This window comes from Dendronalium phyllosphericum CENA369 (assembly GCF_016056275.1).
Lineage (GTDB): Bacteria > Cyanobacteriota > Cyanobacteriia > Cyanobacteriales > Nostocaceae > Dendronalium > Dendronalium phyllosphericum.
Genome location: NZ_JAECZA010000299.1, coordinates 1 through 22,789 on the forward strand (window position 1 = coordinate 1; position 22,789 = coordinate 22,789).

Sequence of the window (22,789 nt, forward strand, 5' to 3'; positions counted from 1 at the left end):
ATTGAAGCCATGTTCAAAGATTGTAAAACTGGCGGTTACAATTTGGAAAGTTCTCAAGCTAATCCTGATAGACTTGTACGAATAATATTTTTAATTGCTTTAGCTATGACCAGTGCTTGGTTACATGGACAAAGGACTAAATTTCAAAAACTTGATTCCTATATTTGTCGTAGTCAAGAAAAAAATAGAAATGAGAAACGTCATAGTAATTTCTGGATAGGTTTATATGGTCAAAATTGGATAGTCGCTTGGCATGAGTGTCAAGCATGGGTCGAGGAACTGGTCGGTTTCAGTCGCAATAAGCAAGCATATTATCAGCGAGGTTTAAGGGCTATGAAGCTTATACAGCAAGCTCTTTAACTCGCTTGTCGCCCCTTGAACTGATTTATTTTAAAAACTATATTTACTTATAGTTATTCTTTATCGGTGAGATAGTTTTAAGCTAATGCACGTTAAAAAAGCATAACTACTCATGGTGGTCGTTGACTGTCAACAGTCTAATCGAGCAAAGCAAGGAAAGCTCCGCTTCCGGTCAATGTGCAATTTTTATGTGGAACAGCTTACAAATGATTTGGACTATCTCTAGTAAAGATAAATTATGGAGCGATAGAGAGGTAATTTTTTAGTAAATTAAATCCATGTTTTATGTTTTTTGTCAAGTTATTCGCTAAAAGGGCTAACACAAATAAAAACAGTTGACTGTTAATTTTCAGCAACTAACAATTACAATGGGGTATTTTTTTATTTGAAAGTCCCTTACTATTTTTGATTGCAACTCGGTATGGCATCGCGTTAATGAAAAACCGCTATCACCTACTGCTAATACTGCTATGGTTAGCTATTGGCACTGGTCTACGCTTTGTGCGTCTGGAATCTCTACCACCTTGGACTGATGAGTGTGCAACGATAGTTTTTAGTTTGGGCAATAGTTTTCGCTCAGTACCACTGAATCAACTCATTAGTTCAGATGTGCTGCTACAGCCATTGCAAGCTATCTCCACAGTTGGAATTAACGCAGTTATCGAGCATCTGTTAGATGAAAGTACGCATCCTCCAGTTTATTTTGTGCTATCCCATTTCTGGATGAAATTGTTTTCGCCTCCGGGGGAAGTCACCTCCATCTGGGTGGCGCGATCGCTAAGTGCTTTTTTTGGGGTAGTGTCAATTCCTGCGATGTTTGGCTTCGGCTATTTAACCTTTCGCTCCAAATTAGTAGGTCAAATGGCAGCAGCAATGATGGCTGTTTCGCCTTTCGCTGTTTTCCTGGCTAGAGAAGCGCGTCATTACACTCTGGTGATTTTGTTAATAATTGCTTCTCTATGTTGTTTTGTTAAAGCTATTCAGACTATCCATCGTCAGCAATCTCTACCTATCTGGGTGGTATTAGCTTGGGTAACGATTAATAGTTTGGGGATAGCAACTCATTATTTTTTCGCCCTGACTTTGTGTGCACAAGGCTTTGTATTACTGTGGCAAATTTGGGTGCAAGCAAACCAAACTACATTTGTCTATGTGCGAAATAATTGGTGGCGTATCTGGATAGTTGTCGTGGGTACTTTGATTGGATGTCTCGTTTGGATACCTGTCTTAAAAAGTATTCCTGGAAATGAACTCACAACTTGGGTTGCAAGTAGCAATCCTCATATTAGATGGTTAGAACCCATAGGGCGACTATTACTTTGGACTATGAGTATGCTGTTGCTGTTGCCTTCAGCAATTACAAACTTACCTCTAGCCATTGTAATTGTTTCTGGCGTGGTAACTTTGCTATTTCTGCTTTGGAGCCTGCCTCATCTCCTTTTTGGGCTAAAAATCCAGCAGCAACACCCTGATACTAATTTAGCGATTCAAATTTTCAGTGGGTATCTTGTAGGGGCGATCGCATTATGCCTTGGTTTCACCTATGGTCTAAAAATGGATTTAACCTTAGCTGCTCGTTTCCAATTTGTCTGCGTACCGCCAATAATTTTGCTCTTGGGTGCTGCATTAGCAGGTCGTTGGAATCAAGTAAAAAATTTCAACCAACACAAACAAAAATTCTCGCTATTTGTAAATGGGAAAGTTGCGGTGAGTATCATTTTGTTGATGGCGGTGCTTGGCGGAGTGACAGTAGTCTGGAATCTGGGCTATCTGCAAAACCAACGCCCCGATCTTCTCGCTTCTCTCATCCAACGAGTTTCTCCACACAAAGTGCTGATTGCTACTACTCACCTGCACCACGGTCAAACTGGCAGAATGATGGGGTTAGCTTGGGAATTGCAAAATAGACCTGCCCAAGATTTGCAGTTTTTCTTAGCTCGTCAAGACTCAAAGACCAAAGACTATACCCAAGCCATACAAGTGTTTTCACAGCAACTCACTCAAATACCACGACCTCTAGACCTCTGGTTAGTCGAATTTCGTACTCAAATTGATTTGCAATCCCAGCAATGTTTTCCTGATACGCAATACGGTAAATCTGCTGGTGAATATAGTTACAAACTGTATCATTGTGCTGCTCAAAAAAGCGATACATCTCAAAGCAATATTTCAAGTTAACAAAGGCTAGATTTGCCTAAGATATAGTCTAGAAATCTAATTAGATAACTTAGGGCACACTCTATGACTATATCCATTGCTCATTTAGGGCCTCCTGGTACTTATACAGAACAAGCAGCTGTTTTTTATGTTAACTGGCTAGCTAAAAATATGGGAATTGAAGCTATCTTATGCCCATATCCCAGTATTGCCCAGTCACTCCAAGCCGTTGCTGTTGGAGACACTCAGTTGGCCGTTGTGCCTGTAGAAAATTCTCTTGAAGGTAGTGTCACCATGACAATGGATACCCTGTGGCAGTTGGATGAGTTGCAAATCCAGTTTGCTTTGGTCATGCCTATTGTTCATACATTAATTTCCTGTGCAACTAGTTTAGATAGCATTAAAACCGTTTATTCGCATCCGCAAGCTCTGGCTCAATGTCAGGGGTGGTTGCAGCAGTTTTTACCAAATGTGCAGGTGATTCCGAACAATTCTACAACTGAAGCACTACAAAAATTAGAACAAGACTGGACAATCGCTGCGATCGCATCTACTAGAGCAGCCCAACTCTATAACTTACCGATATTAGCTAGTGGCATTAACGACTATCCAGAAAACTGTACTCGCTTTTGGGTGGTAAGTCAGCCAAAAACAAAGGCTGTTGAAGATATATCATCAACAGGCGCTAGCCATACTTCGCTAGCTTTCAGCGTACCTGCCAATGTCCCAGGAGCGCTGCTCAAACCCTTGCAAGTATTTGCTCAATTAGGAATTAATCTTAGCCGGATCGAATCTCGCCCTACAAAGCGATCGCTTGGAGAATACTTGTTTTTCATAGATGTAGAATCAAACGCGACTTCAGCAGAAATGCTATCTGCTTTAGCAGATTTAAAAAAGTATATTGAAGTTTTAAAAATCTTTGGCAGCTACAACATTTTGCCAATTACTGCTCTTGAGTTATGAAGCCATAGTTACTAAATATTAGGACAGTGTTGATTGCTCAAAAGCTTGTAGACGCAAAGCAGATTCTTGCAGGCTAGTAACTAGATTTTTACTCAGCACTTTACCATAAGTCCAAAGTCAATAGTCCACAATCCAAGATTTTTGGACTATTGACTATTTACTCATAACTTTTGATTAAAAGTATCTTTAAGAACAGAACGAGCTGCCAAATGATTGCGAGTAGAAGTCAAAATTTCTGCTTCTCGTTCTAGGCGAGCTACAGTATCTTGCATTTCTAGTAATGACTGCTGCTCTGCGGCTACACCATAAAGGTTGCTTGCCACCCAATAAGATAGTTCTGTGGGCAGATCGGGCAATTCCTCTGGTAGTTCAATGTTTTGTTCGGTTAACTTAGCAGAGAGGCGCACAACATCTCGTAGCAATTGTTCTACTTCGGTTGCTAAAGGGCGCAAATCTTTTGTAGGTGGATGATCTTCCAACCATTCCACCAAGCCAACGCGGTAGGGCTTTTCACGAACATACTCTAAAACACGAAACCTCTGCTGTCCCAAAGTCAACATTTTCATGCGGTCATCTGGCAGCCGTTGATGATGAATGATTTCTGCACAACATCCAACGTTCGCAATTGTACCTTTGACTGGATCGACCATCAACACTCCAAATCGGCGATCGCTTTCCAAAATCGTGTTCATCATGATTCGGTAGCGAAATTCAAAGATGTGTAGGGGTAATGGTCTGGTGGGGAACAGAACTACTTCAGGTAACGGGAACAGAGGTAGTTCGCGGACTGCAATTTTAGAAGAAAATGTCATTGTTACCTTAGTATAAATTTAATCTTTAAAATTTATTCTTCTCTGCTTTTCCCGTACTTTGTTTACATTCTATCATTTTGTTTCCCAGGCAATAAAAAGCCCTGAAAGAAATTTATTCAGGGCAAGGTAAATATCTATACTAAAAATGCCAGTTGTCAGTTGTCAGTTGTTTTTTGCTATTAGCCACTGACTACTGACTACTAACAATTTAAAGTTTGACTTCAATATCCACACCAGATGGTAGATCCAGTTTCATCAGAGCATCAATAGTTTTAGACGAAGGCTGATAAATGTCAATAATCCGGCGATGGGTACGGGTTTCAAAATGTTCTCGTGAATCTTTATCTACGTGAGGCGATCGCAGCACGCAGTAGATTTTACGTTTTGTTGGTAAAGGAATCGGGCCTATGGCTGTAGCGTTAGTCCGGTTAGCTGTGTCTACAATCTTCTCGCAAGATGTATCGAGTAGACGACGGTCAAAAGCTTGTAAACGAATTCTAATCTTCTGCTGCTGTAGAGTTGCCATCTTTAATTTTCCAGGTTCTGAGTTTTGAAGGGAGTGGGAGTTAGAAGGAATAAAATTGCTCTGCTAGTTCCTACTCACTTGAATTTAAGGAAGAGAAAAAAGCAGAGAGGCTTTTTACTTTACCATCTCTGCTCCTTTGTGATTAAGGCAAAAAGGTGCTATTTGAGGATTTTGGAGACGACTCCAGCACCAATGGTGCGACCACCTTCACGAATAGCGAAACGCATTCCTTGCTCAATTGCGATCGGGTTGATCAGTTCTACAGTCATTTTGATGCGATCGCCTGGCATCACCATTTCTGCTTCGCCACCTTCATCAGTGGTGAAAGCTCTGATTGTACCAGTTACATCAGTTGTTCGCACGTAGAACTGGGGACGGTATCCAGCAAAAAATGGAGTTTTCCGACCACCTTCTTTTTCTGTGAGAACGTAAACTTCACCTTCAAATTGAGTGTGAGGCTTAATTGAACCTGGTTTAGCTAGCACCATACCCCGTTCAATATCAGTCTTCTGGATACCCCGAAGTAATACCCCGGCGTTATCCCCAGCCATACCCTCATCAAGACTCTTCTTGAACATCTCGATACCAGTAACAGTCGTGCTGCGATTGTCTCTAATACCAACGAGTTCAACGTTATCGCCGACTTTGACTTTACCGCGCTCAATCCGACCGGTGGCAACTGTACCACGACCTGTGATGGAGAAAACGTCTTCAACAGCCATGAGGAAGGGCTTATCTATATCGCGTTCGGGGTCGGGAATGTAGGAATCCACAGCATCCATGAGTGAGTAGATTTTGTCTACCCATGGATTCTCTCCGCGTTGGGTCTTAGGATTCTTGGTCATTGCTTCGAGAGCTTGCAAGCCCGAACCTCTGACGATGGGAATATCGTCCCCATCAAATTCATATTCAGTTAACAGTTCTCGCAGTTCTAGTTCTACTAGTTCCAGCAGTTCGTCGTCTTCCATCATGTCTTCTTTATTTAAGAAGACTACTAGTTTAGGAACGCCCACCTGTTTTGCTAGCAGAATGTGTTCGCGGGTTTGGGGCATAGGACCATCGGTAGCAGCAACTACGAGGATAGCTCCATCCATTTGGGCAGCACCGGTGATCATGTTCTTCACATAGTCAGCGTGTCCGGGGCAGTCTACGTGAGCATAGTGCCGATTAGCAGTTTCATACTCAACGTGAGCGGTGTTAATGGTAATACCCCGCGCCTTTTCTTCTGGGGCGTTGTCGATTTGATCGTAACCCTTAGCCACAGCTTGACCTAGAGCCGCTAAGGTCATGGTGATAGCTGCTGTTAAAGTTGTTTTACCGTGGTCAACGTGGCCAATCGTACCAATGTTAACGTGGGGTTTAGTTCTTTCAAACTTTGCGCGTGCCATGAATGCTCGTTTCCTTTTTTAATTAAGCGTTCCCTTTGCTTTTTGCAATGATTGCCTCAGCCACGTTGCGAGGCACTTCTTCGTAGTGGCTAAACTCCATTGAGAAGATGCCCCGACCTTGGGTCTTCGACCGGATATCGGTGGCATAGCCAAACATTTCTGCCAGTGGGACTTTAGCTGTCACTTTAGCAATGCTCTGTTCAGATCCCATACCCTCAATTTGTCCGCGACGGGAATTGAGATCGCCCATAACATCCCCTAGGAAGTTTTCGGGAACCTCAACCTCAACTTTCATCATCGGTTCTAAGAGTACGGGCGAGGCTTTCATAACAGCCTCTTTCATCGCCATAGAGCCGGCGATTTTGAAAGCCATTTCCGAAGAGTCTACATCGTGGTAAGAGCCATCGACCAATGTCGCTTTGACATCAATTAGCGGATATCCGGCTAAAACACCAGATTCGCAGCTTTCTTTCATTCCCTGTTCTGCGGGATTTATGTACTCTTTAGGTACAACACCACCAACAATTTTGGAGACGAATTCAAAACCAGTACCAGGTTCTCCTGGTTCCAAATCGATCACAACATGACCGTATTGGCCTTTACCACCACTTTGGCGGATAAACTTACCTTCAATTCTGGTAACGTGTTTGCGAATCGTTTCGCGGTAAGCTACTTGCGGTGCACCGACATTCGCTTCTACTTTAAATTCGCGTAACATCCGGTCTACCAGAATTTCTAGATGTAGCTCTCCCATGCCAGCAATGACTGTTTGGTTAGTTTCGGGATCGACGCTAACGCGGAAGGTTGGGTCTTCTTCTGAGAGGGATTGCAGAGCTTTGGATAGCTTATCCATGTCGTTCTTGGTTTTGGGTTCAACCGCCACCGAGATTACAGGCTCAGGGATGAATAGAGACTCCAGAATCACTGGCGAACCTTCATCACAAAGGGTGTCACCTGTTAAGGTGTCTTTTAATCCTAAAGCGGCTCCCAAATCACCTGCTCGCAGTTCTTCCACATCGAGGCGTTCGTCTGCTTTTAAAACTACCAAACGGGAAATCCGTTCTTTCTTATTCTTAGTAGCGTTGAGAACGTAGCTACCTTTTTTCAGAATGCCAGAATAAACGCGAACGAATGTCAAGCGACCGTAGGGATCGGCCATAATTTTGAATGCCAAAGCTGATAGAGGTTCGGTGTCATCAGCCCGACGCTCAACAGTTTCGCCATTTGGTAGCGCACCTTGAATTGGTGGTACTTCGGTTGGTGCTGGCAGGTAGTCTACAACTGCATCCAGCATCAACTGCACGCCTTTGTTTTTGAATGCTGAACCGCAAAGTACTGGCACAATAGTGCCTGCAATAGTGCCTTTACGTAGGGCAGTAACTATTTCATCTTCTGTAAGTTCTTCGCCCTCGAAGTACTTATTCATTAGATTGTCATCTGTTTCTGCCACAGCTTCTATAAGTTTGCTGCGGTATTCTTCAGCTTGCTCTTGCAATTCTGCTGGAATATCTGTTTCTTGAATATCGGTTCCTTGGTCGTTGGCGTATAGGTATGCACGCTTCCGTACTAAGTCAACGATACCTTTGAAGTCATTTTCACTACCAATTGGCAATTGAATAGCAATGGCGTTGGCACGCAGGCGATCGCGCATTTGCTCGTGAACTCGATAAAAGTTCGCTCCTGTGCGATCCATTTTGTTGATAAAGGCGATCCGCGGCACTTTGTAGCGGTCTGCTTGCCGCCACACAGTTTCTGACTGCGGTTGCACGCCACCCACAGAACAAAATACTGCGATTACACCATCCAACACGCGCATCGAACGTTCGACTTCAATGGTAAAGTCAACGTGACCTGGAGTATCGATAATGTTAATTTGATGATCTTTCCAACTGGTAGTAATAGCAGCAGCAGTAATGGTAATTCCCCGCTCCCGCTCCTGATCCATCCAGTCTGTTACGGCAGTTCCTTCGTGAACCTCACCAATTTTATGAATTATCCCAGAGTAAAATAATATTCTCTCTGTTGTTGTTGTCTTGCCCGCATCTATATGCGCCGCAATACCGATATTGCGTACTTTCTCTAGCGGGATCGTACGTGCCACAATAGCCTCCTATAGTTTTTGCCTCATGATATCTTGTATATTACTCTTTGTTAAGATTCTATACTCTACGGAAAACCGTCTTTAATTTTTGTAATTTCACGATATATCGCTTGGAAAGTTACGATATATCGCTTCTTTACTTAGTAACGATAGTGTGCGAAGGCTTTGTTAGCTTCCGCCATCCGATGTGTTTCTTCTCGCTTGCGAATTGCGTTCCCGGTTTCGTTGGCTGCATCAAGTAACTCGTTAGCTAATTTGCTTGCCATCGTTCTACCGGGTCTAGACCTGGAAAATTGTACCAGCCAACGTAATGCAAGAGTAGTACCCCGTTCCGAACGCACTTCCATCGGTACTTGATAAGTTGCTCCACCAACTCGGCGAGCTTTCACTTCTACTAAAGGCGTTGCATTTCGCACTGCTCTTTCAAAAGTTTCTATAGCAGGATTACCTGTGCGTTCTTCAATGCTTTTCAAGGCATCATAGACAATACGTGCTGACAGGGATTTCTTCCCATGACGCATAATCCGCCTGATGATCATACTCACAAGACGACTGTTATATACTGAGTCAGGCGGGACTGGGCGCCTTTGAATAACACCACGACGAGACATACTTCAACCTTTAATTCGGATTTGGCAACGAAATTATATGCTATCAGACACTGGATTCTAAGCGGCAACAGCCTCCGCTTAGAGTTAACTTAATTTTTTCTACGGTTGCAGCGAGGCTAACCTACTAACTTGCTGCCCACAATTTAGACATACAAGGCAACAACATTAAAAACCTTAATATCTGGATTGAAATGCTGCCGTTACTTCTAGGATGCTACTTGAAATTACCTAGACTTGCTCGCCCTCTCAAGGGTGTAGCTTAATTTCTTGAAAAAGCCAGCACAGCTTGTTTTTCTGTTCTTCGGCACTTCTGGAGGAGACGGTTAATCGCATCAAACACGATTAATCGCCTCTGCTCTATTTTTTAGCCGCTTCTTTCGGGCGCTTAGTTCCATATTTGGAACGACCTTGTTTGCGATCTTTAACTCCCGCTGTATCCAAGGTGCCACGGATAATGTGATATCTTACGCCTGGCAAATCCTTAACCCGACCGCCACGGATCATCACCACAGAATGCTCTTGCAAGTTGTGACCAATTCCTGGGATGTAAGCTGTAACTTCAAATCCAGAAGTAAGTCTTACCCTTGCTACTTTGCGGAGAGCTGAGTTAGGCTTTTTAGGTGTAGTTGTGTATACTCTTGTACAAACACCCCGACGTTGTGGGCATTGCTTCAGAGCTGGGGACTTGGTTTTCTGACGCGCTTTTTCGCGTTCATTACGTATGAGTTGCTGTATTGTTGGCATGAGTCACAGCGCGTGAAGCTGCTTAGAGGTCTAAGTTTTAACAAATCCTGATTATAGCTTTTTTCATGGTTTTATGTCAATTGTCAGTTGTCAGGAGTTTTTTATCAGTGGTAAAAAACTCCTGACTATTGACTAAATAGAGAAGGAATTACCACAACCACAGGTAGCGATCGCCTGGGGGTTATGGAAGCGAAAACCTCCGCCCATCAAATCTTCTGAATAATCTAACGCCAAACCGTGAATGTGATTTAAGCTTTCGGCATCTACGACTACTTGAATGCCGTTCAACTCAAGCAAGCGATCGCCAACCTCTACCGCTTCATCAAAAGACATATCATAAAACCAACCCGAACAACCACCGGGTTTAACTGCTAATCTAAACAAGGCATGTGGCTGCTTTAACTTTAATCGCCCTATTTCAATTGCGGCTGCTGGACTCAAATGAATCATGGAATTCGTTTTGGCAATAGAAAACCCATCTTAAATATTACAGATAGGTTGGCTACTAAAGTTATACCAAATTTGAGATTTTGATGAGGGGAATGAGGGGGATGAGGGGGACAAGCAGACGCAAAGACGCAAAGAAAGAAGGTGTGAGGGAGAATAATTACTGATTCCTGACTTCCACTCTTCCACTTCTGCCTACTGCCTTTTGCCTTCGTTTCCTGCCTTTGTTCATCACACTAAAATATCCCCACCAAAAGTAGGCAGGGATGTTCAGCGCGCAGTTATTACCTTAAACGGCTTGTACTATAAAATATTTAATTTTTGACTTTCAGCTTCACAGTCTTAATTATTCCAGATTAGTTTTGTTTGAGTGTTAATTCGCAGTACGTGCATAGTCATCTTGGTAGCGAATAATATCATCTTCTCCTAAGTATTCACCATTTTGCACTTCAATTAATACCAAAGGAATTACACCAGGATTCTCTAAACGATGAGATGTACATTGAGGTACATAGGTTGACTGATTATTGCCTAGCAGTACTTCTCGATCGCCGCAAGTTACCCTAGCTGTACCAGAAACGACAATCCAGTGTTCGCTGCGGTGATGATGCATTTGTAGACTGAGGCGATGTCCGGGCTTAACTTCGATGCGCTTGATTTTGTAGCCGCGTCCTTCTTCTAGAATAGTAAAAGAACCCCAAGGACGCAGTTCCGTTGCAGCGATCCCTCTAGTAACGATCGCAGCGGAGAGGGGCAAAGTATTAATTGGTGTGGTTTCTTGATATTGAGCCATAGTTACCTCATTTGGTGACATAACAAACCGTCATTACTCTTAACCATTGATGGAAAAATCTGGCGCAATCTTGCAACCGTGAAAATTAGCAATTCAGTTCCACCTTGCTAAAGATAGCAAAATCAAACTTTACGGTGTAAACAATTACTACAAAAACTATTGCCTCTACACTAAGTCTTCATCAAGTCGAATGGTAACTTGTTCTGAACTTTAAAAAGAAACTGAGGACTGGGGAAGTGAAGGAAATAGCGAAGATGAAGGAGATAATAAAACAAATTTTTTTATTAGCGAACTCCAACAAATAAATTATTCAATTTGTGAGTCCAATACTATTAATTCTTCTGTGCCGTTTCCCCAGCTTCAACAGCAATGAGATATTTATTTGCAAGTTCCTTATTCTTCCTCATCTTTCTTATCCCCGTTGTCTCCCTCATTTATTATTTTTGGAGAAAGATTCCAATTCCGTTATGCACGCGGGCAGCAGTACTAGGAGAACGGTCGAGTAGCTGTCCTCCTAAATAAAGACTAGTTGAGCTACCGCCATCTAAATTTAGAGCATTAACACATCCGAGAAGCTTCATCAACTGGGCGTGTTCTGCTAAGGTAGGGCCTGGACCGCCAGCCCGATTATGCACGGCAGCAATCATTAGCGTACCTGTTGTAGTTGTGCAAATGCCGCTGCGAATAGCCTTTTCTGCAATAAAGGCATTACTAAATTTTTCAGCTTTAGCATCAAGGACAACTTGACTATTTTGTACTAATAGCGGCCCGGCTCCCACAATGTGAGGGTAACTGTTAAAATTAGTAGGATTCGTTGCTGTAGAAATACTTAGTGCTGTACCGATGGGCAACTGCGATGCATTACTAACAGCATTTCCACGTAAAGTTAATAAGTAGCCATCTTGAGGAATGGGAACGGCAGTTTGATTAGCTTTGCCTCCTAGAAATTGATTGGTTACTTGGTTGTTTTGAATAATCAGGATAACTTCGTTGTCGGTCAGAGGAGTATAGCTAGTTCCCCAGCTTGGAGTGTAACGTGCAATACCATTCTGCACGTAACCACTGTTCAGAAACATAATTGGCAACCGTAGGTTATTAGGAGCAATTAAAGTCTCCTCCAAGGTGAGGCGGCCAAAGTAAAATTGTCCAGAATCATTCCAAGCGATCGCTCCTCGGTTGAGAATTGGACTAGACAACCACTGACCATCCCGCCGAATTGCTCCCAAGGGTAATCTATTATTGCGGTTAAAATAACCACCATTGATTGCTGCTACAGCTAAGTAACGCTGTGCTGTTTGAATTATTGGAGCAGTACCTATAAGGGTGTCAGGGTTTGCCCATATAGGTTTCACCTGTAGCCCAACAGTGCGGGGATTAACTTCTACCAAGACTACAGGAAAACGTTCTGTGCCTAAATTTACATATTGCTGTCGCCAGCGCAATCCCGATGCCCAAGCAATATTCCGCGATACCATTGCATCAGGTCGAATATCAATAATTAGACGATTGGGGTTAGCTACGGTGTTTACCTGAGGAGACAGACCAAAGGGAACGCTAAGAGTAACAATCGTTTGGTTATTAACTACTTCGACTTTTTGAATGAGTTGTTCGGGATCTAGTGTTGATGGTAATTGTTTGAGCGGGTCTGGTGATGATGTTGGTGGCGGTACGACATCTGGTAATGATGTTGGTGGCGGTGCAGGTGGTAGGGGAGTATAACGCTGAATTAGCTGAGGCTCGGCTATTCCATCCAGAGTAATTGTCCACTCTCTATTTGGTTGTGTAGAGGATTTAGGAATTACTGTATCAGGATCAGCGGTAGGAGTTGGAAGTTTTTTAATGGGTAATCCTTGCGTAACTTGCCAAGGAGTCGGACGATCTAAATCAACAACAACGCGAGCCAACTGTAAAGTTGCAATATTTGCATCGGCAGGTTGCAGATTTTGCACAATATTTGTGATTTGCGCTTTGGGAGTGGCGATGATTAAAGTATTGCCATTAACTTGCAACTGCCATCCTGCGGTTCGAGCAAAATTTGTAATATTTAGATAGCGATATCCATTTGATAGCTGAGTGGCTAAAATTACTGGCTTAGTAACCAACGAAAACCATGCTATTGGTTGTCTGGCTGGGTTGTTACTGTTTAAGAAATCTACGCCGATTAATTGCCGGAAAGAGCCGTCACTGAGGTAAGTAATAACTTGGCCTGCCTTAGTGGGTTTCTGCAACCAAGTTCCTGGTAGGGTGCGACCGTTAAGGGAAATTTGACTACCAGAAGATGATACCGCGATCGCCGGAGATCCTGGGGATTGTGGAGCCAGCCTTGGAACTGGTTTGGTATTTGTTGGAGACTGTTGAGCAATGGCAGCATAAGTAGCAGACAAGTACAGTAATGTTGCGATAAATGGCGATACAGTCATCCGAAAACACCTGTGGTTAGACTGATTAGCAACAGTACTATAGTTTTTTTGGCAGCAACAATTCGTCATTTTTACCATAATTTACTAAGTACTTTTGAAAACTATCATCCAACGCACAAATTAACTAATTATTGGGAAATCTTAAAAAATAGTGATTTAACTTTTGAATAAACATGATAATCTATATATTGGCTTGTTATCTCTTGTAGAATCTAACAAGCAGTTTTTTCCCAAAGCGCCAAAAATAAGTGTTTTATATAATACTAGCCTCAACTAGAGGATACATAGTAGTCTTGTTGAGCAAAACTAGATTAAGATATTTATTCCATCCTCACCGATGGTTGCTATTGTTGCTACTTAAGTGAGGTTGAACTGGTAGTAACACAAGTGGCAACAACTAATTAAGAAAATACAGACGACAACAGGGATATTTAGGAATTGTCAAATGGGTATATATTGTAATACGCTGATTTTGTAGCAAAATCAGGATGATTTCGGCTCTCAAAACATTAAACTTTCAGTTTGAATTTTTTTGCAGTAAGCAAGAACCTGCTTTAGCTAAGGGTAGCTTTCATCTGGGAAAAAAGAATTGAAAAAAAACTTACCCCACAGATATAAATACAAAGATTGTTAGAGCAAAAGTAATTTGTCTAACACAGCAGAAATACAGAAATAAATAACGCAGTTATTTTAACACGGGCAAACCAAAAAGAAAAACCGAAGTTAAAATTTTTTTCCATAAATTTCGGTCATGTATGTATTTTCTAAAACGTAATTTAGAAATTTTTCCTCAGAATTAGTGGCAAAATTTGTGACTCAACATTTCAGGAATTGGCTATGAACGATAAAACGATGAATCAATTGCAAACTATGACATTTTCAGATACATACCAAGGACAAAGGTGGTTAGTAGAGGAAAGAGATGCTTGTGGTGTGGGTTTTATTGCTCATCGTCAGAATCAAGCCAGCCACGAAATAGTGACAAAAGCTTTAGCTGCTTTGACTTGTTTAGAACACCGGGGTGGTTGTAGTGCAGACCAAGACTCTGGTGATGGTGCAGGCATACTGACAGCTATTCCTTGGGATTTGTTTCATAAAGACTATTCGCTAGGAAATTTAACAGATTTATCCAGCAGCAATTTAGCTGTAGGAATGATATTTTTGCCACCAGAAAAAGAAGTAGCTCAAAGAATTAAGCAAACAGTTGAGCAAGTAGCAAAAGAAGAAAAATTGACTGTACTGGGCTGGCGAGTAGTGCCAGTGCAGCCTAACTTGTTAGGAGTTCAAGCAAGAGAAAATCAACCCCAAATAGAACAAGTTTTTCTAGCAGCCGAGCAAAGTGGCGATGAACTAGAACGGCAATTGTATATTACTCGCCGCCGCATAGGTCAAGCTGCATTCAATATCTCAGAAGAGTTTTATATTTGCTCCTTGTCAAGCCGGACAATTGTCTATAAAGGTATGGTGCGTTCGGCTGTTTTAGGAGAATTTTATGAAGATTTAAAAAATCCCGCTTATCAGAGCGCCTTTGCAGTCTATCATCGCCGTTTTAGTACGAACACAATGCCTAAGTGGCCTCTAGCGCAACCGATGCGGCTTTTAGGTCACAACGGGGAAATAAATACTCTGTTGGGCAACATCAACTGGATGATGGCCAGAGAAGCTAGCCTGAATCATCCAGTATGGGGCGATCGCATCAACGAACTCAAGCCCATAGTTCACATTGATAACAGCGACTCAGCGACTTTAGACAACGTACTCGAATTACTGGTACGTTCTGGACGCAGCCCCTTGGAAGCCTTAATGATTATGGTTCCAGAGGCTTATCAAAATCAGCCATCTTTGCGTGACTATCCAGAAATCGTCGATTTTTACGAATATTACAGCGGTCTACAAGAAGCCTGGGATGGGCCAGCACTTTTAGTCTTTAGCGATGGCAAAAAAGTTGGCGCAACACTAGACCGCAATGGCTTAAGACCAGCTCGCTACGCCATCACCAAAGATGATTACATCGTTGTAGCTTCCGAAGCAGGTGTAGTTGACTTTCCAGAAGCCGACATTGTTGAGAAAGGTAGACTCGGCCCTGGACAGATGATTGCCGTGGATTTAGTAAACCATGAAGTGCTGAAAAATTGGGAAATTAAGCAGCGCATTGCCAAGCAGCAACCTTATGGAGAATGGCTGCAACAGCATCGTCAAGAACTCAAACAAAAGGGTCAGTCGTCCTCTAATGGCAACGGACATAAAGCAACTGATAATGGTCATGCCCAGTTATCATCTGTCAATGGCAATGGACATAAGACAACAGACGCAATTAATCGCATCTCTACAACTGACAAAATTGACAGACAAACTTGGTTGCAACATCAACTTGCCTTTGGTTACACCACAGAAGATGTAGAAATGGTGATTCAACCAATGGCAAGTACAGGTTCTGAGCCGACTTTCTGCATGGGTGATGATATTCCTCTAGCCGTACTATCAGAAAAACCCCACTTGCTTTACGACTATTTCAAACAGCGCTTTGCTCAAGTGACGAACCCAGCTATTGACCCCTTACGGGAAAAGCTAGTGATGTCCTTAAAAGTCGAACTAGGCGAACGAGGGAACTTATTAGAACCAAAAGCAGAATATGCCAAGAGGCTGAAGCTGGAATCGCCTGTATTGACACAGGCCGAATTGGAAGCTATTGAGCTTTCAGGATTTGCCACAGTTGAGTTATCAACTCTATTCGCCATTGACAACGGCCCGGAAGGATTGAAAGCAGCCGTGCAATCTTTACAAGCACAAGCGGCAGAATCAGTGCGCGCAGGTGCGAGGATTCTAATATTGAGCGACAGAGCAGGTGAGGGTATCGGCACTGAATACACTTATATTCCTCCTTTATTAGCAGTGGGAGCAGTACACCATCACCTGATTCGGGAAGGTTTGCGGATGAAAACCTCCATAGTTGTGAATACCGCTCAATGTTGGAGTACCCACCACTTTGCTTGTTTGATTGGTTATGGTGCTGGTGCTATTTGCCCATATATGGCTTTGGACACTGTACGCGATTGGTGGTTCGACACCAAAACCCAGCAATTTATGGAGCGGGGAAAAATTCCTGCCATATCTTTAGAGCAAGCGATCGCCAACTATCGCAAAGCCATACAATCAGGTTTGCTGAAAATTCTCTCCAAGATGGGAATTTCCTTACTCTCCAGCTATCAAGCAGCGCAAATCTTTGAAGCTATCGGTATTGGTAGCGATTTATTAGAACTGGGATTTCAGGGTACGACTTCCCGTATCGGCGGTTTGAGTGTCAGCGAACTGGCACAAGAGGTGCTTTCTTTCCATAGCAAGGCTTTCCCCGATTTGACAGTCAAGAAGTTAGAAAACCTGGGCTTTGTACAGTACTTTCCCAAGGGCGAGTACCATATGAACAATCCCGAACTAGCCAAGGCGCTGCATAAAGCTGTAGATGGCAAGAAATACGACCACTACGAAGTTTACAAAAAGCATCTGGAAAATCGACCAGTTACAGCCTTGCGTGACTTGCTAGACTTTGGAAGCGATCGCCAGTCGATTCCTTTAGAAGAAGTAGAATCGGTGAGTGAGATTGTCAAACGCTTCTGCACGGGTGGTATGTCCTTGGGCGCTTTGTCACGGGAAGCCCACGAAGTTTTAGCGATCGCCATGAACCGCATTGGTGGTAAATCCAACTCTGGGGAAGGTGGCGAAGATCCAGTACGCTACACAATTTTAAATGATGTTCAAGATGGCTACTCGCTAACTCTGCCTCATTTGAAAGGATTGCAAAACGGCGATACTGCTTCTAGTGCGATCAAGCAAGTTGCATCGGGACGCTTTGGTGTCACGCCAGGATATCTTAGCAGCGCTAGACAAATCGAAATTAAAATAGCCCAAGGTGCAAAACCTGGAGAAGGTGGACAACTACCAGGGCCAAAGGTAAGCCAATACATTGCCATGTTAAGGCGTTCTAAGCCAGGTGTAACGCTGATTTCACCGCCACCGCACCACGATATTTATTCCATTGAAGACTTAGCACAGCTAATCTTCGACCTGCACCAGATTAACCCGAAAGCACAGGTATCGGTGAAGCTAGTGGCAGAAGTCGGCATTGGCACTATTGCTGCTGGTGTAGCCAAGGCCAACGCCGATATCATCCAAATTTCTGGTCACGATGGGGGTACAGGTGCATCGCCACTCAGTTCGATTAAACATGCCGGTTCGCCTTGGGAACTCGGCTTAAGTGAAGTGCATCGCGTTTTGATGCAGAATAAGTTACGCGATCGCGTGATTTTACGCGTTGATGGCGGACTGAAGAGCGGCTGGGATGTGCTAACAGCTGCCTTGATGGGCGGTGAAGAATTTGGTTTTGGTTCCATCGCTATGATTGCTGAAGGCTGTATCATGGCAAGAATCTGCCACACAAATAACTGCCCTGTGGGTGTCGCTTCCCAAAAAGAAGAACTCCGCAAGCGGTTTGCAGGAATGCCGGAACATGTCGTCAATTTCTTCTACTTCATTGCAGAAGAAGTGCGGAGTCTTTTAGCACGACTCGGCTATCGTTCTTTGTCGGAAATTATTGGACGTGCAGATTTGTTGAAAGTGCGCCCAGAGGTGCAACTGAGCAAAACTCAAGGGTTGAATCTAAATTGCTTGCTTCAGCTACCAGAAACCAAAGAAAATCGTAGCTGGTTAGTGCATGAAGAAGTTCACAGCAACGGTGCAGTTTTAGACGACCAATTGCTTGCCGATCCCGATATTCAAGCAGCCATTCGCCACCAGACCACTGTTACTAAGACTTTACCAATAGTCAACACCGACAGAACAGTAGGCGCAAGGTTAGCAGGCGCGATCGCTTCTGAATATGGCGATAGCGGTTTTGCCGGACAAATTAATCTCAACTTCCAAGGCAGTGTCGGACAAAGCTTTGGCGCTTTTAACCTTCCCGGTATTACACTCACCCTACAAGGAGAAGCTAACGATTATGTCGGTAAAGGAATGCATGGCGGCGAAATCATCATTAAACCGCCAGCTGATGCTACTTATGACTCTGCACAAAATGTCATAGTTGGCAATACCTGTCTCTACGGTGCTACTGGTGGCGTATTGTTTGCTAACGGTTTAGCAGGAGAACGCTTCGGAGTGCGAAACTCCAAAGGTGTAGCAGTGATTGAAGGTGCTGGGGATCACTGTTGCGAGTACATGACTGGTGGCACAATTGTCGTCCTTGGTAAAGTCGGACGCAACGTAGCTGCGGGAATGACTGGCGGACTGGCATACTTCTTAGATGAAAGTGACTCTTTCCCGGAGTTGGTTAATCAAGAAATTGTCAAAATCCAGCGCGTAATTACTGAAGCAGGCGAGAATCAATTACAAGAATTAATTCAAACTCATTGCGATCGCACAGGTTCGCCGAAAGCGAAGATGATTTTGCAAAACTGGAAAGAATACTTACCTAAGTTTTGGCAATTAGTTCCGCCTTCTGAAGCTGATGGCCCGGAAGCTAACCCTCCTTTAACAGACAAACAGCTAAGTCCTGTTTAATGTAGTGATGGCGGAGAGCTATTGTATTACCTTGGCTCTCCCCGTTATCAACCTATGGTGTACACACTAAATCATCCGATCCCCCATTATCCACACCACATACTACCCTGCGAAAGCCGCAGAAGCGTCTACAAGTCGGGCACTGCCCGCCCAACGCAGTGGCTTCCCTTAAAAAGGGGGACTTTAAGAAATTTTCCACCCTTTTCAAGGGGAGCCAGCGCGGTCTTGATGAGTCCACTTGCGGTCTTGGCGTTTTGCGTCGATAGCAAAGTGGCGCTAGCAAGAGCGTATCCGAAGGATTCACCCGAAGGGGGTCTCCCCAAGTAGAGCGACTGGCGTGGCTAGTGGGGGGATCGAAACGCTGTTAGGTAACTTTACAATACTTGTGTGTACGCCGTAGCCGTTATCAACGTACTAAGTGTTAAAACTAAAAATTAGGAATTAGTGTAAATTATTACTTTTTATTTGCAATCAATTTTTGGTCTTTATCTTGTAGCTCTAAAAGTTCTGGGATGGTAACAAAGCTATAGCCTTGCTTGCGAAAGCTAGCAATAATTTCTGGTAAAGCTTGCACAGTTCTAGAACGATTACCGCCACCATCATGCATCAGCACAATACCACCAGGTTTTGCCTGTCTGAATACATTATTTATTAACTTGGGCACAGTAGGATGCGAGTAGTCTACCGAGTCCGAAGACCACATGATGAGGGCATACTTATTATTTCTAGCGTAAGCAGCCACGCCGTTGTGCATGATTCCCCCAGGTGGTCGAAACAAATTAGTTTTAACACCTGTCGTTTGATAAATTAAGTTTGTTGTGTGGTCAATTTCATAAGCAGCTGCCTGTGGATTCATAAAATGATACCAATGATGCCAAGTATGGTTGCCGATAATATGACCTTCAGCAACTACCCGTTTCAATAAGTCTGGATAATTTTTGACGTTTTGCCCAATGACAAAAAATGTTGCTTTAATATTATTTTGTTTAAGGATATCTAGGACTTGCAGTGTACTTTCAGGCCAAGGTCCATCATCAAAAGTCAGAGCAATTACTTTCTCGCCTTGAGAAAGTTTTGCGGCGTTAATTGTTGCTCCTTGGAAGTGCGATGATACAGCGTAGGAAAGACCCTTGGCTTGTGCCTCCCGTTGCCAAGTTGTGAGCATTGTCGTCTTTAATCCCTCAATCCGCTGTTGAGTTCCTACTTTAGCAGGTACATGATTAGTATCTATATTTTGTCTACTCTGGGCCTCAGAAGCATTAGGTTTGATCAACATCATCAAACCAACGCTCAAACTAGCACTTAATAAAAGTAACGCAACTAATATTCCTTGCGGCCAAAGAAATAACTTATTATTTTCCACTTCATAGCTCCTTCAAAGTCAAACCATCCGTCACGGTTTTGACGGAGTATATAGCAAATTTTTTCTAAAATATTAAATACTCAGTTACTTTTTGATAAATCTAAAATTGTATACACAAATTTACAGAAACTCAAAAAATCTGAGCTATGCTTATAAGATTTCAATAGCAACCTAAATAATTAGGTTTTGGACGATCGCAGTCTATGTAATATTGGTAATACTCAATATCAACTATTTGATTTGTCAGGATATGGCTTCAATTTTTCTATCCTTCTGTATAATTGTACTATGTAGTACAATCAAGTTATTGACTGCACATCGAGCGTGTTACTAGTAGTCCTAGATGCTCTCAGTTCATTGCTATCTCCTATTTATATTTACTAAGGCTTTTATATTATTTATATTGCTTCAAGAGGTGGGCTAGTGAATTATTTTACTGATAGTTATATTATCTACCCAAAATAAATCTCACTAACTATATATTTTATAGGTGATAAGGTATATTCTACTGCCTATAGTCCTGACTTCCTTTTTAAAAAAAAGTTAAGTTTTCGACTTACTAAATTCCGCTTTTTGTTTTCTTAGAAACAGGTAGACGACAATCAACAGAATATAGTTTCTCATTGCTAAGGAACTTTTAGTAGTTAATCTGTATACTTTTTACTCATTGAGTTCAAATAATGTTACCATCACCTGAGTTTAGGTTTGGCTACTGATGCTTTAGCTATGAAGTATTTATAGTTAGTTTAAAATACTATCAGCTTTTTGCTTGCTAACCTTAGTTGTAAGTAAAAGATAATTCTTACACCATTAATATTAAAATTCAAGATACTTGGTTACAGTATAAACACTGAAATTAACCGCACCTTTATAAACTAAAGATGTTAAGATGCTCTGCGGAGAATTGATTGACGTATTACAACCAGATAATAAAGTAGTTATTAATACAAAAAATCGCCTATCAGTACCAGATTGGGCTAGAGGGTAGGGGAAGTGAATTATTCTATTCAAGCAAAAAAATGCCTATTTGGCCTACTTGTGGCATCTCTAGTTCTGTGGCTGATCTTTTTGGGCGACTCTCCCTTACGAGATTGGGATGAAGGTACAGTGGCACAAGTTGCGCGGGAAATTTGGCGTGCCCCAGTCGGTTCAATGCGTTGGCTTTATCCCACTTTAGGAGGTGAACCGTACTATAACAAACCGCCTTTGATTCACTTGCTTATAGCTTGGACTTATTCCTTAGCAGGGGTAAATGAGTGGACAACACGCTTACCTAGTGCAGTTTTAACAGCCTTAGGAGTGCCTTTATTATATTTAGTTGGCTATATGATTTTTAACCAAAGATTGCCAGCTTTGCTTGCGGCTTTGGTGTTCTTGACAATGTTGCCTGTGGTACGTCACGGGCGACTGGCAATGTTAGATGGTGCAATTATTACTTTTTTTCTTTTATTGTTATTTTTTCTTCTAAAAGCACGACAAAACCAATTTTATGCCATTGGTGTAGGAATTTGTTTAGGATTAATCGCTCTGACAAAAGGCATGATAGTTATGTTGCTAGGAGGAATTGCTTGTTTATTTCTTCTAGCAACTAGACAACTAGCTTTGTTAAGAAATCCTTATTTATGGGTAGGAATATTTTTCGGAAATGCTCCAGCGATCGCTTGGTATGCCGCTCAATGGCAACATTATGGTAGTGGTTTCTTACAAATAAATTTTCAAGCTCAAACCTTTAGCCGCCTCGTACAACCAGTAGAAGGTCATAGCGGGCCACCCTGGTACTATTTTATTGAGTTACTTAAATATGGTTTTCCCTGGCTGATATTTTTGCCAGGTGGATTTTCTCTAGCTTGGAAAAAGCGTCAGAATACCTGGGGTTGTCTAGTTCTGATCGGTACAATTGTTTATTTAGTAACTATTTCTTTGATGAGAACTAAACTTCCCTGGTATATCATGCCTGTTTATCCTTTTTTAGCTTTAGCAATCGGTGCTAAACTCAGCGAAGTTTGGCAGCATCGTTATTTTAAGGCATGGTGGGCAGTATTATTTGCTGTTATCGCGATCGCAGGTTTGGCAGGGGGTATTTACTTCGCCATTACCAAGCAAGAAACTATATTAATTGTCATGAGTGTGATTTTGGCAATTAGTATGGGCATCGTCGTATGGCTAATTCAACAGCACGATCGGCGTTTTATTCCTGTTCTCTTTTCTGGGATGTACTTAGTTTTAGTACTGTTGATGAGTTCGCGATCGTGGATTTGGGAATTAAATGAAGCTTTTGCAGTTAAGCCAGTTGCCGCACTAATTCAATCCCATGTTTTACCAGGAACAAAAGTTTATACCTCTTTTCCTTATGGTCGTCCTAGTTTAGACTTTTACTGCGATTGCAAAGTCATTCCAGCAACCATGCCTGTTTTACAACAAATGTGGAGCGAGCAATATTATCTACTATTAGATAATACCACTTTAAAAACAATAAAATTAACTGGTAGTAAAGCTATCGGTAGAACTGAAGGATTTACTTTAATTTCACCACTAACTAATTAATTTGTTC

At 42.4% G+C, this 22,789-nt stretch carries 14 protein-coding genes and 1 pseudogene; 5 read left to right on the forward strand and 10 right to left on the reverse strand.

Features of this window, described 5'->3' with window-relative positions:
- The 3 genes and pseudogenes from I8752_RS33940 to pheA form a co-directional block, all read left to right on the forward strand.
- Positions 1 to 360 (forward strand): annotated as a pseudogene (locus I8752_RS33940) (IS4 family transposase); the annotation flags it as partial.
- 435 nt (positions 361 to 795) lie between these two features.
- A complete protein-coding gene (locus I8752_RS33945; RefSeq protein ID WP_214436561.1) occupies positions 796 to 2,538 on the forward strand; it encodes a glycosyltransferase family 39 protein in 1,743 nt (580 codons plus the stop codon).
- Between the two features lie 63 nt (positions 2,539 to 2,601).
- Positions 2,602 to 3,480 carry a prephenate dehydratase gene (pheA, locus tag I8752_RS33950; protein WP_214436562.1) on the forward strand — a complete coding sequence of 293 codons (879 nt, stop codon included), beginning with the start codon at positions 2,602 to 2,604 and terminating at the stop codon, positions 3,478 to 3,480.
- A gap of 161 nt (positions 3,481 to 3,641) precedes the next feature.
- On the opposite strand, the gene I8752_RS33955 is transcribed toward pheA, so the two are convergent.
- The 9 genes from I8752_RS33955 to I8752_RS33995 form a co-directional block, all read right to left on the reverse strand.
- On the reverse strand, positions 3,642 to 4,292 hold the full coding sequence (locus I8752_RS33955; protein WP_214436563.1) for an LON peptidase substrate-binding domain-containing protein: 651 nt from the start codon (positions 4,290 to 4,292) through the stop codon (positions 3,642 to 3,644).
- A gap of 208 nt (positions 4,293 to 4,500) precedes the next feature.
- Positions 4,501 to 4,818, reverse strand: coding sequence for a 30S ribosomal protein S10 (gene rpsJ / locus I8752_RS33960; RefSeq protein ID WP_010998474.1), 318 nt, complete (start codon positions 4,816 to 4,818; stop codon positions 4,501 to 4,503).
- Positions 4,819 to 4,976: 158 nt separating this feature from the next.
- The gene (gene tuf, locus I8752_RS33965) at positions 4,977 to 6,206 is read right to left on the reverse strand and encodes an elongation factor Tu (protein WP_214436564.1); all 1,230 of its coding nucleotides are present in this window, start codon (positions 6,204 to 6,206) and stop codon (positions 4,977 to 4,979) included.
- 22 nt (positions 6,207 to 6,228) lie between these two features.
- A complete protein-coding gene (fusA, locus tag I8752_RS33970; RefSeq protein WP_214436565.1) occupies positions 6,229 to 8,307 on the reverse strand; it encodes an elongation factor G in 2,079 nt (692 codons plus the stop codon).
- Between the two features lie 140 nt (positions 8,308 to 8,447).
- Complete coding sequence (gene rpsG / locus I8752_RS33975) at positions 8,448 to 8,918, reverse strand: 30S ribosomal protein S7 (protein WP_214436566.1); 471 nt, start codon at positions 8,916 to 8,918, stop codon at positions 8,448 to 8,450.
- A gap of 357 nt (positions 8,919 to 9,275) precedes the next feature.
- Positions 9,276 to 9,662 (reverse strand): 30S ribosomal protein S12, encoded by a 387-nt coding sequence (gene rpsL / locus I8752_RS33980; protein WP_214436567.1) that lies wholly within the window; start codon positions 9,660 to 9,662, stop codon positions 9,276 to 9,278.
- Between the two features lie 132 nt (positions 9,663 to 9,794).
- Complete coding sequence (locus I8752_RS33985; protein ID WP_214436568.1) at positions 9,795 to 10,112, reverse strand: HesB/IscA family protein; 318 nt, start codon at positions 10,110 to 10,112, stop codon at positions 9,795 to 9,797.
- A gap of 370 nt (positions 10,113 to 10,482) precedes the next feature.
- Entirely contained in the window at positions 10,483 to 10,902 is a 420-nt protein-coding gene (locus I8752_RS33990) for a phosphomannose isomerase type II C-terminal cupin domain (protein ID WP_214436569.1), read from the reverse strand.
- A 437-nt stretch (positions 10,903 to 11,339) separates the two neighbouring features.
- A complete protein-coding gene (locus I8752_RS33995) occupies positions 11,340 to 13,400 on the reverse strand; it encodes a phosphodiester glycosidase family protein (RefSeq protein ID WP_214436570.1) in 2,061 nt (686 codons plus the stop codon).
- A 759-nt stretch (positions 13,401 to 14,159) separates the two neighbouring features.
- On the opposite strand from I8752_RS33995, the gene gltB reads away from it, so the two are divergent.
- Positions 14,160 to 18,875, forward strand: coding sequence for a glutamate synthase large subunit (gltB, locus tag I8752_RS34000; protein ID WP_214436571.1), 4,716 nt, complete (start codon positions 14,160 to 14,162; stop codon positions 18,873 to 18,875).
- Between the two features lie 454 nt (positions 18,876 to 19,329).
- Here the strand turns inward: gltB and I8752_RS34005 are convergent, their stop codons facing one another.
- Complete coding sequence (locus I8752_RS34005; RefSeq protein WP_214436572.1) at positions 19,330 to 20,238, reverse strand: polysaccharide deacetylase family protein; 909 nt, start codon at positions 20,236 to 20,238, stop codon at positions 19,330 to 19,332.
- 993 nt (positions 20,239 to 21,231) lie between these two features.
- Between I8752_RS34005 and I8752_RS34010 the strand changes: the two genes are divergently transcribed.
- Entirely contained in the window at positions 21,232 to 22,782 is a 1,551-nt protein-coding gene (locus tag I8752_RS34010; protein WP_318780930.1) for an ArnT family glycosyltransferase, read from the forward strand.
- The last annotated feature ends 7 nt before the right edge of the window (positions 22,783 to 22,789 follow it).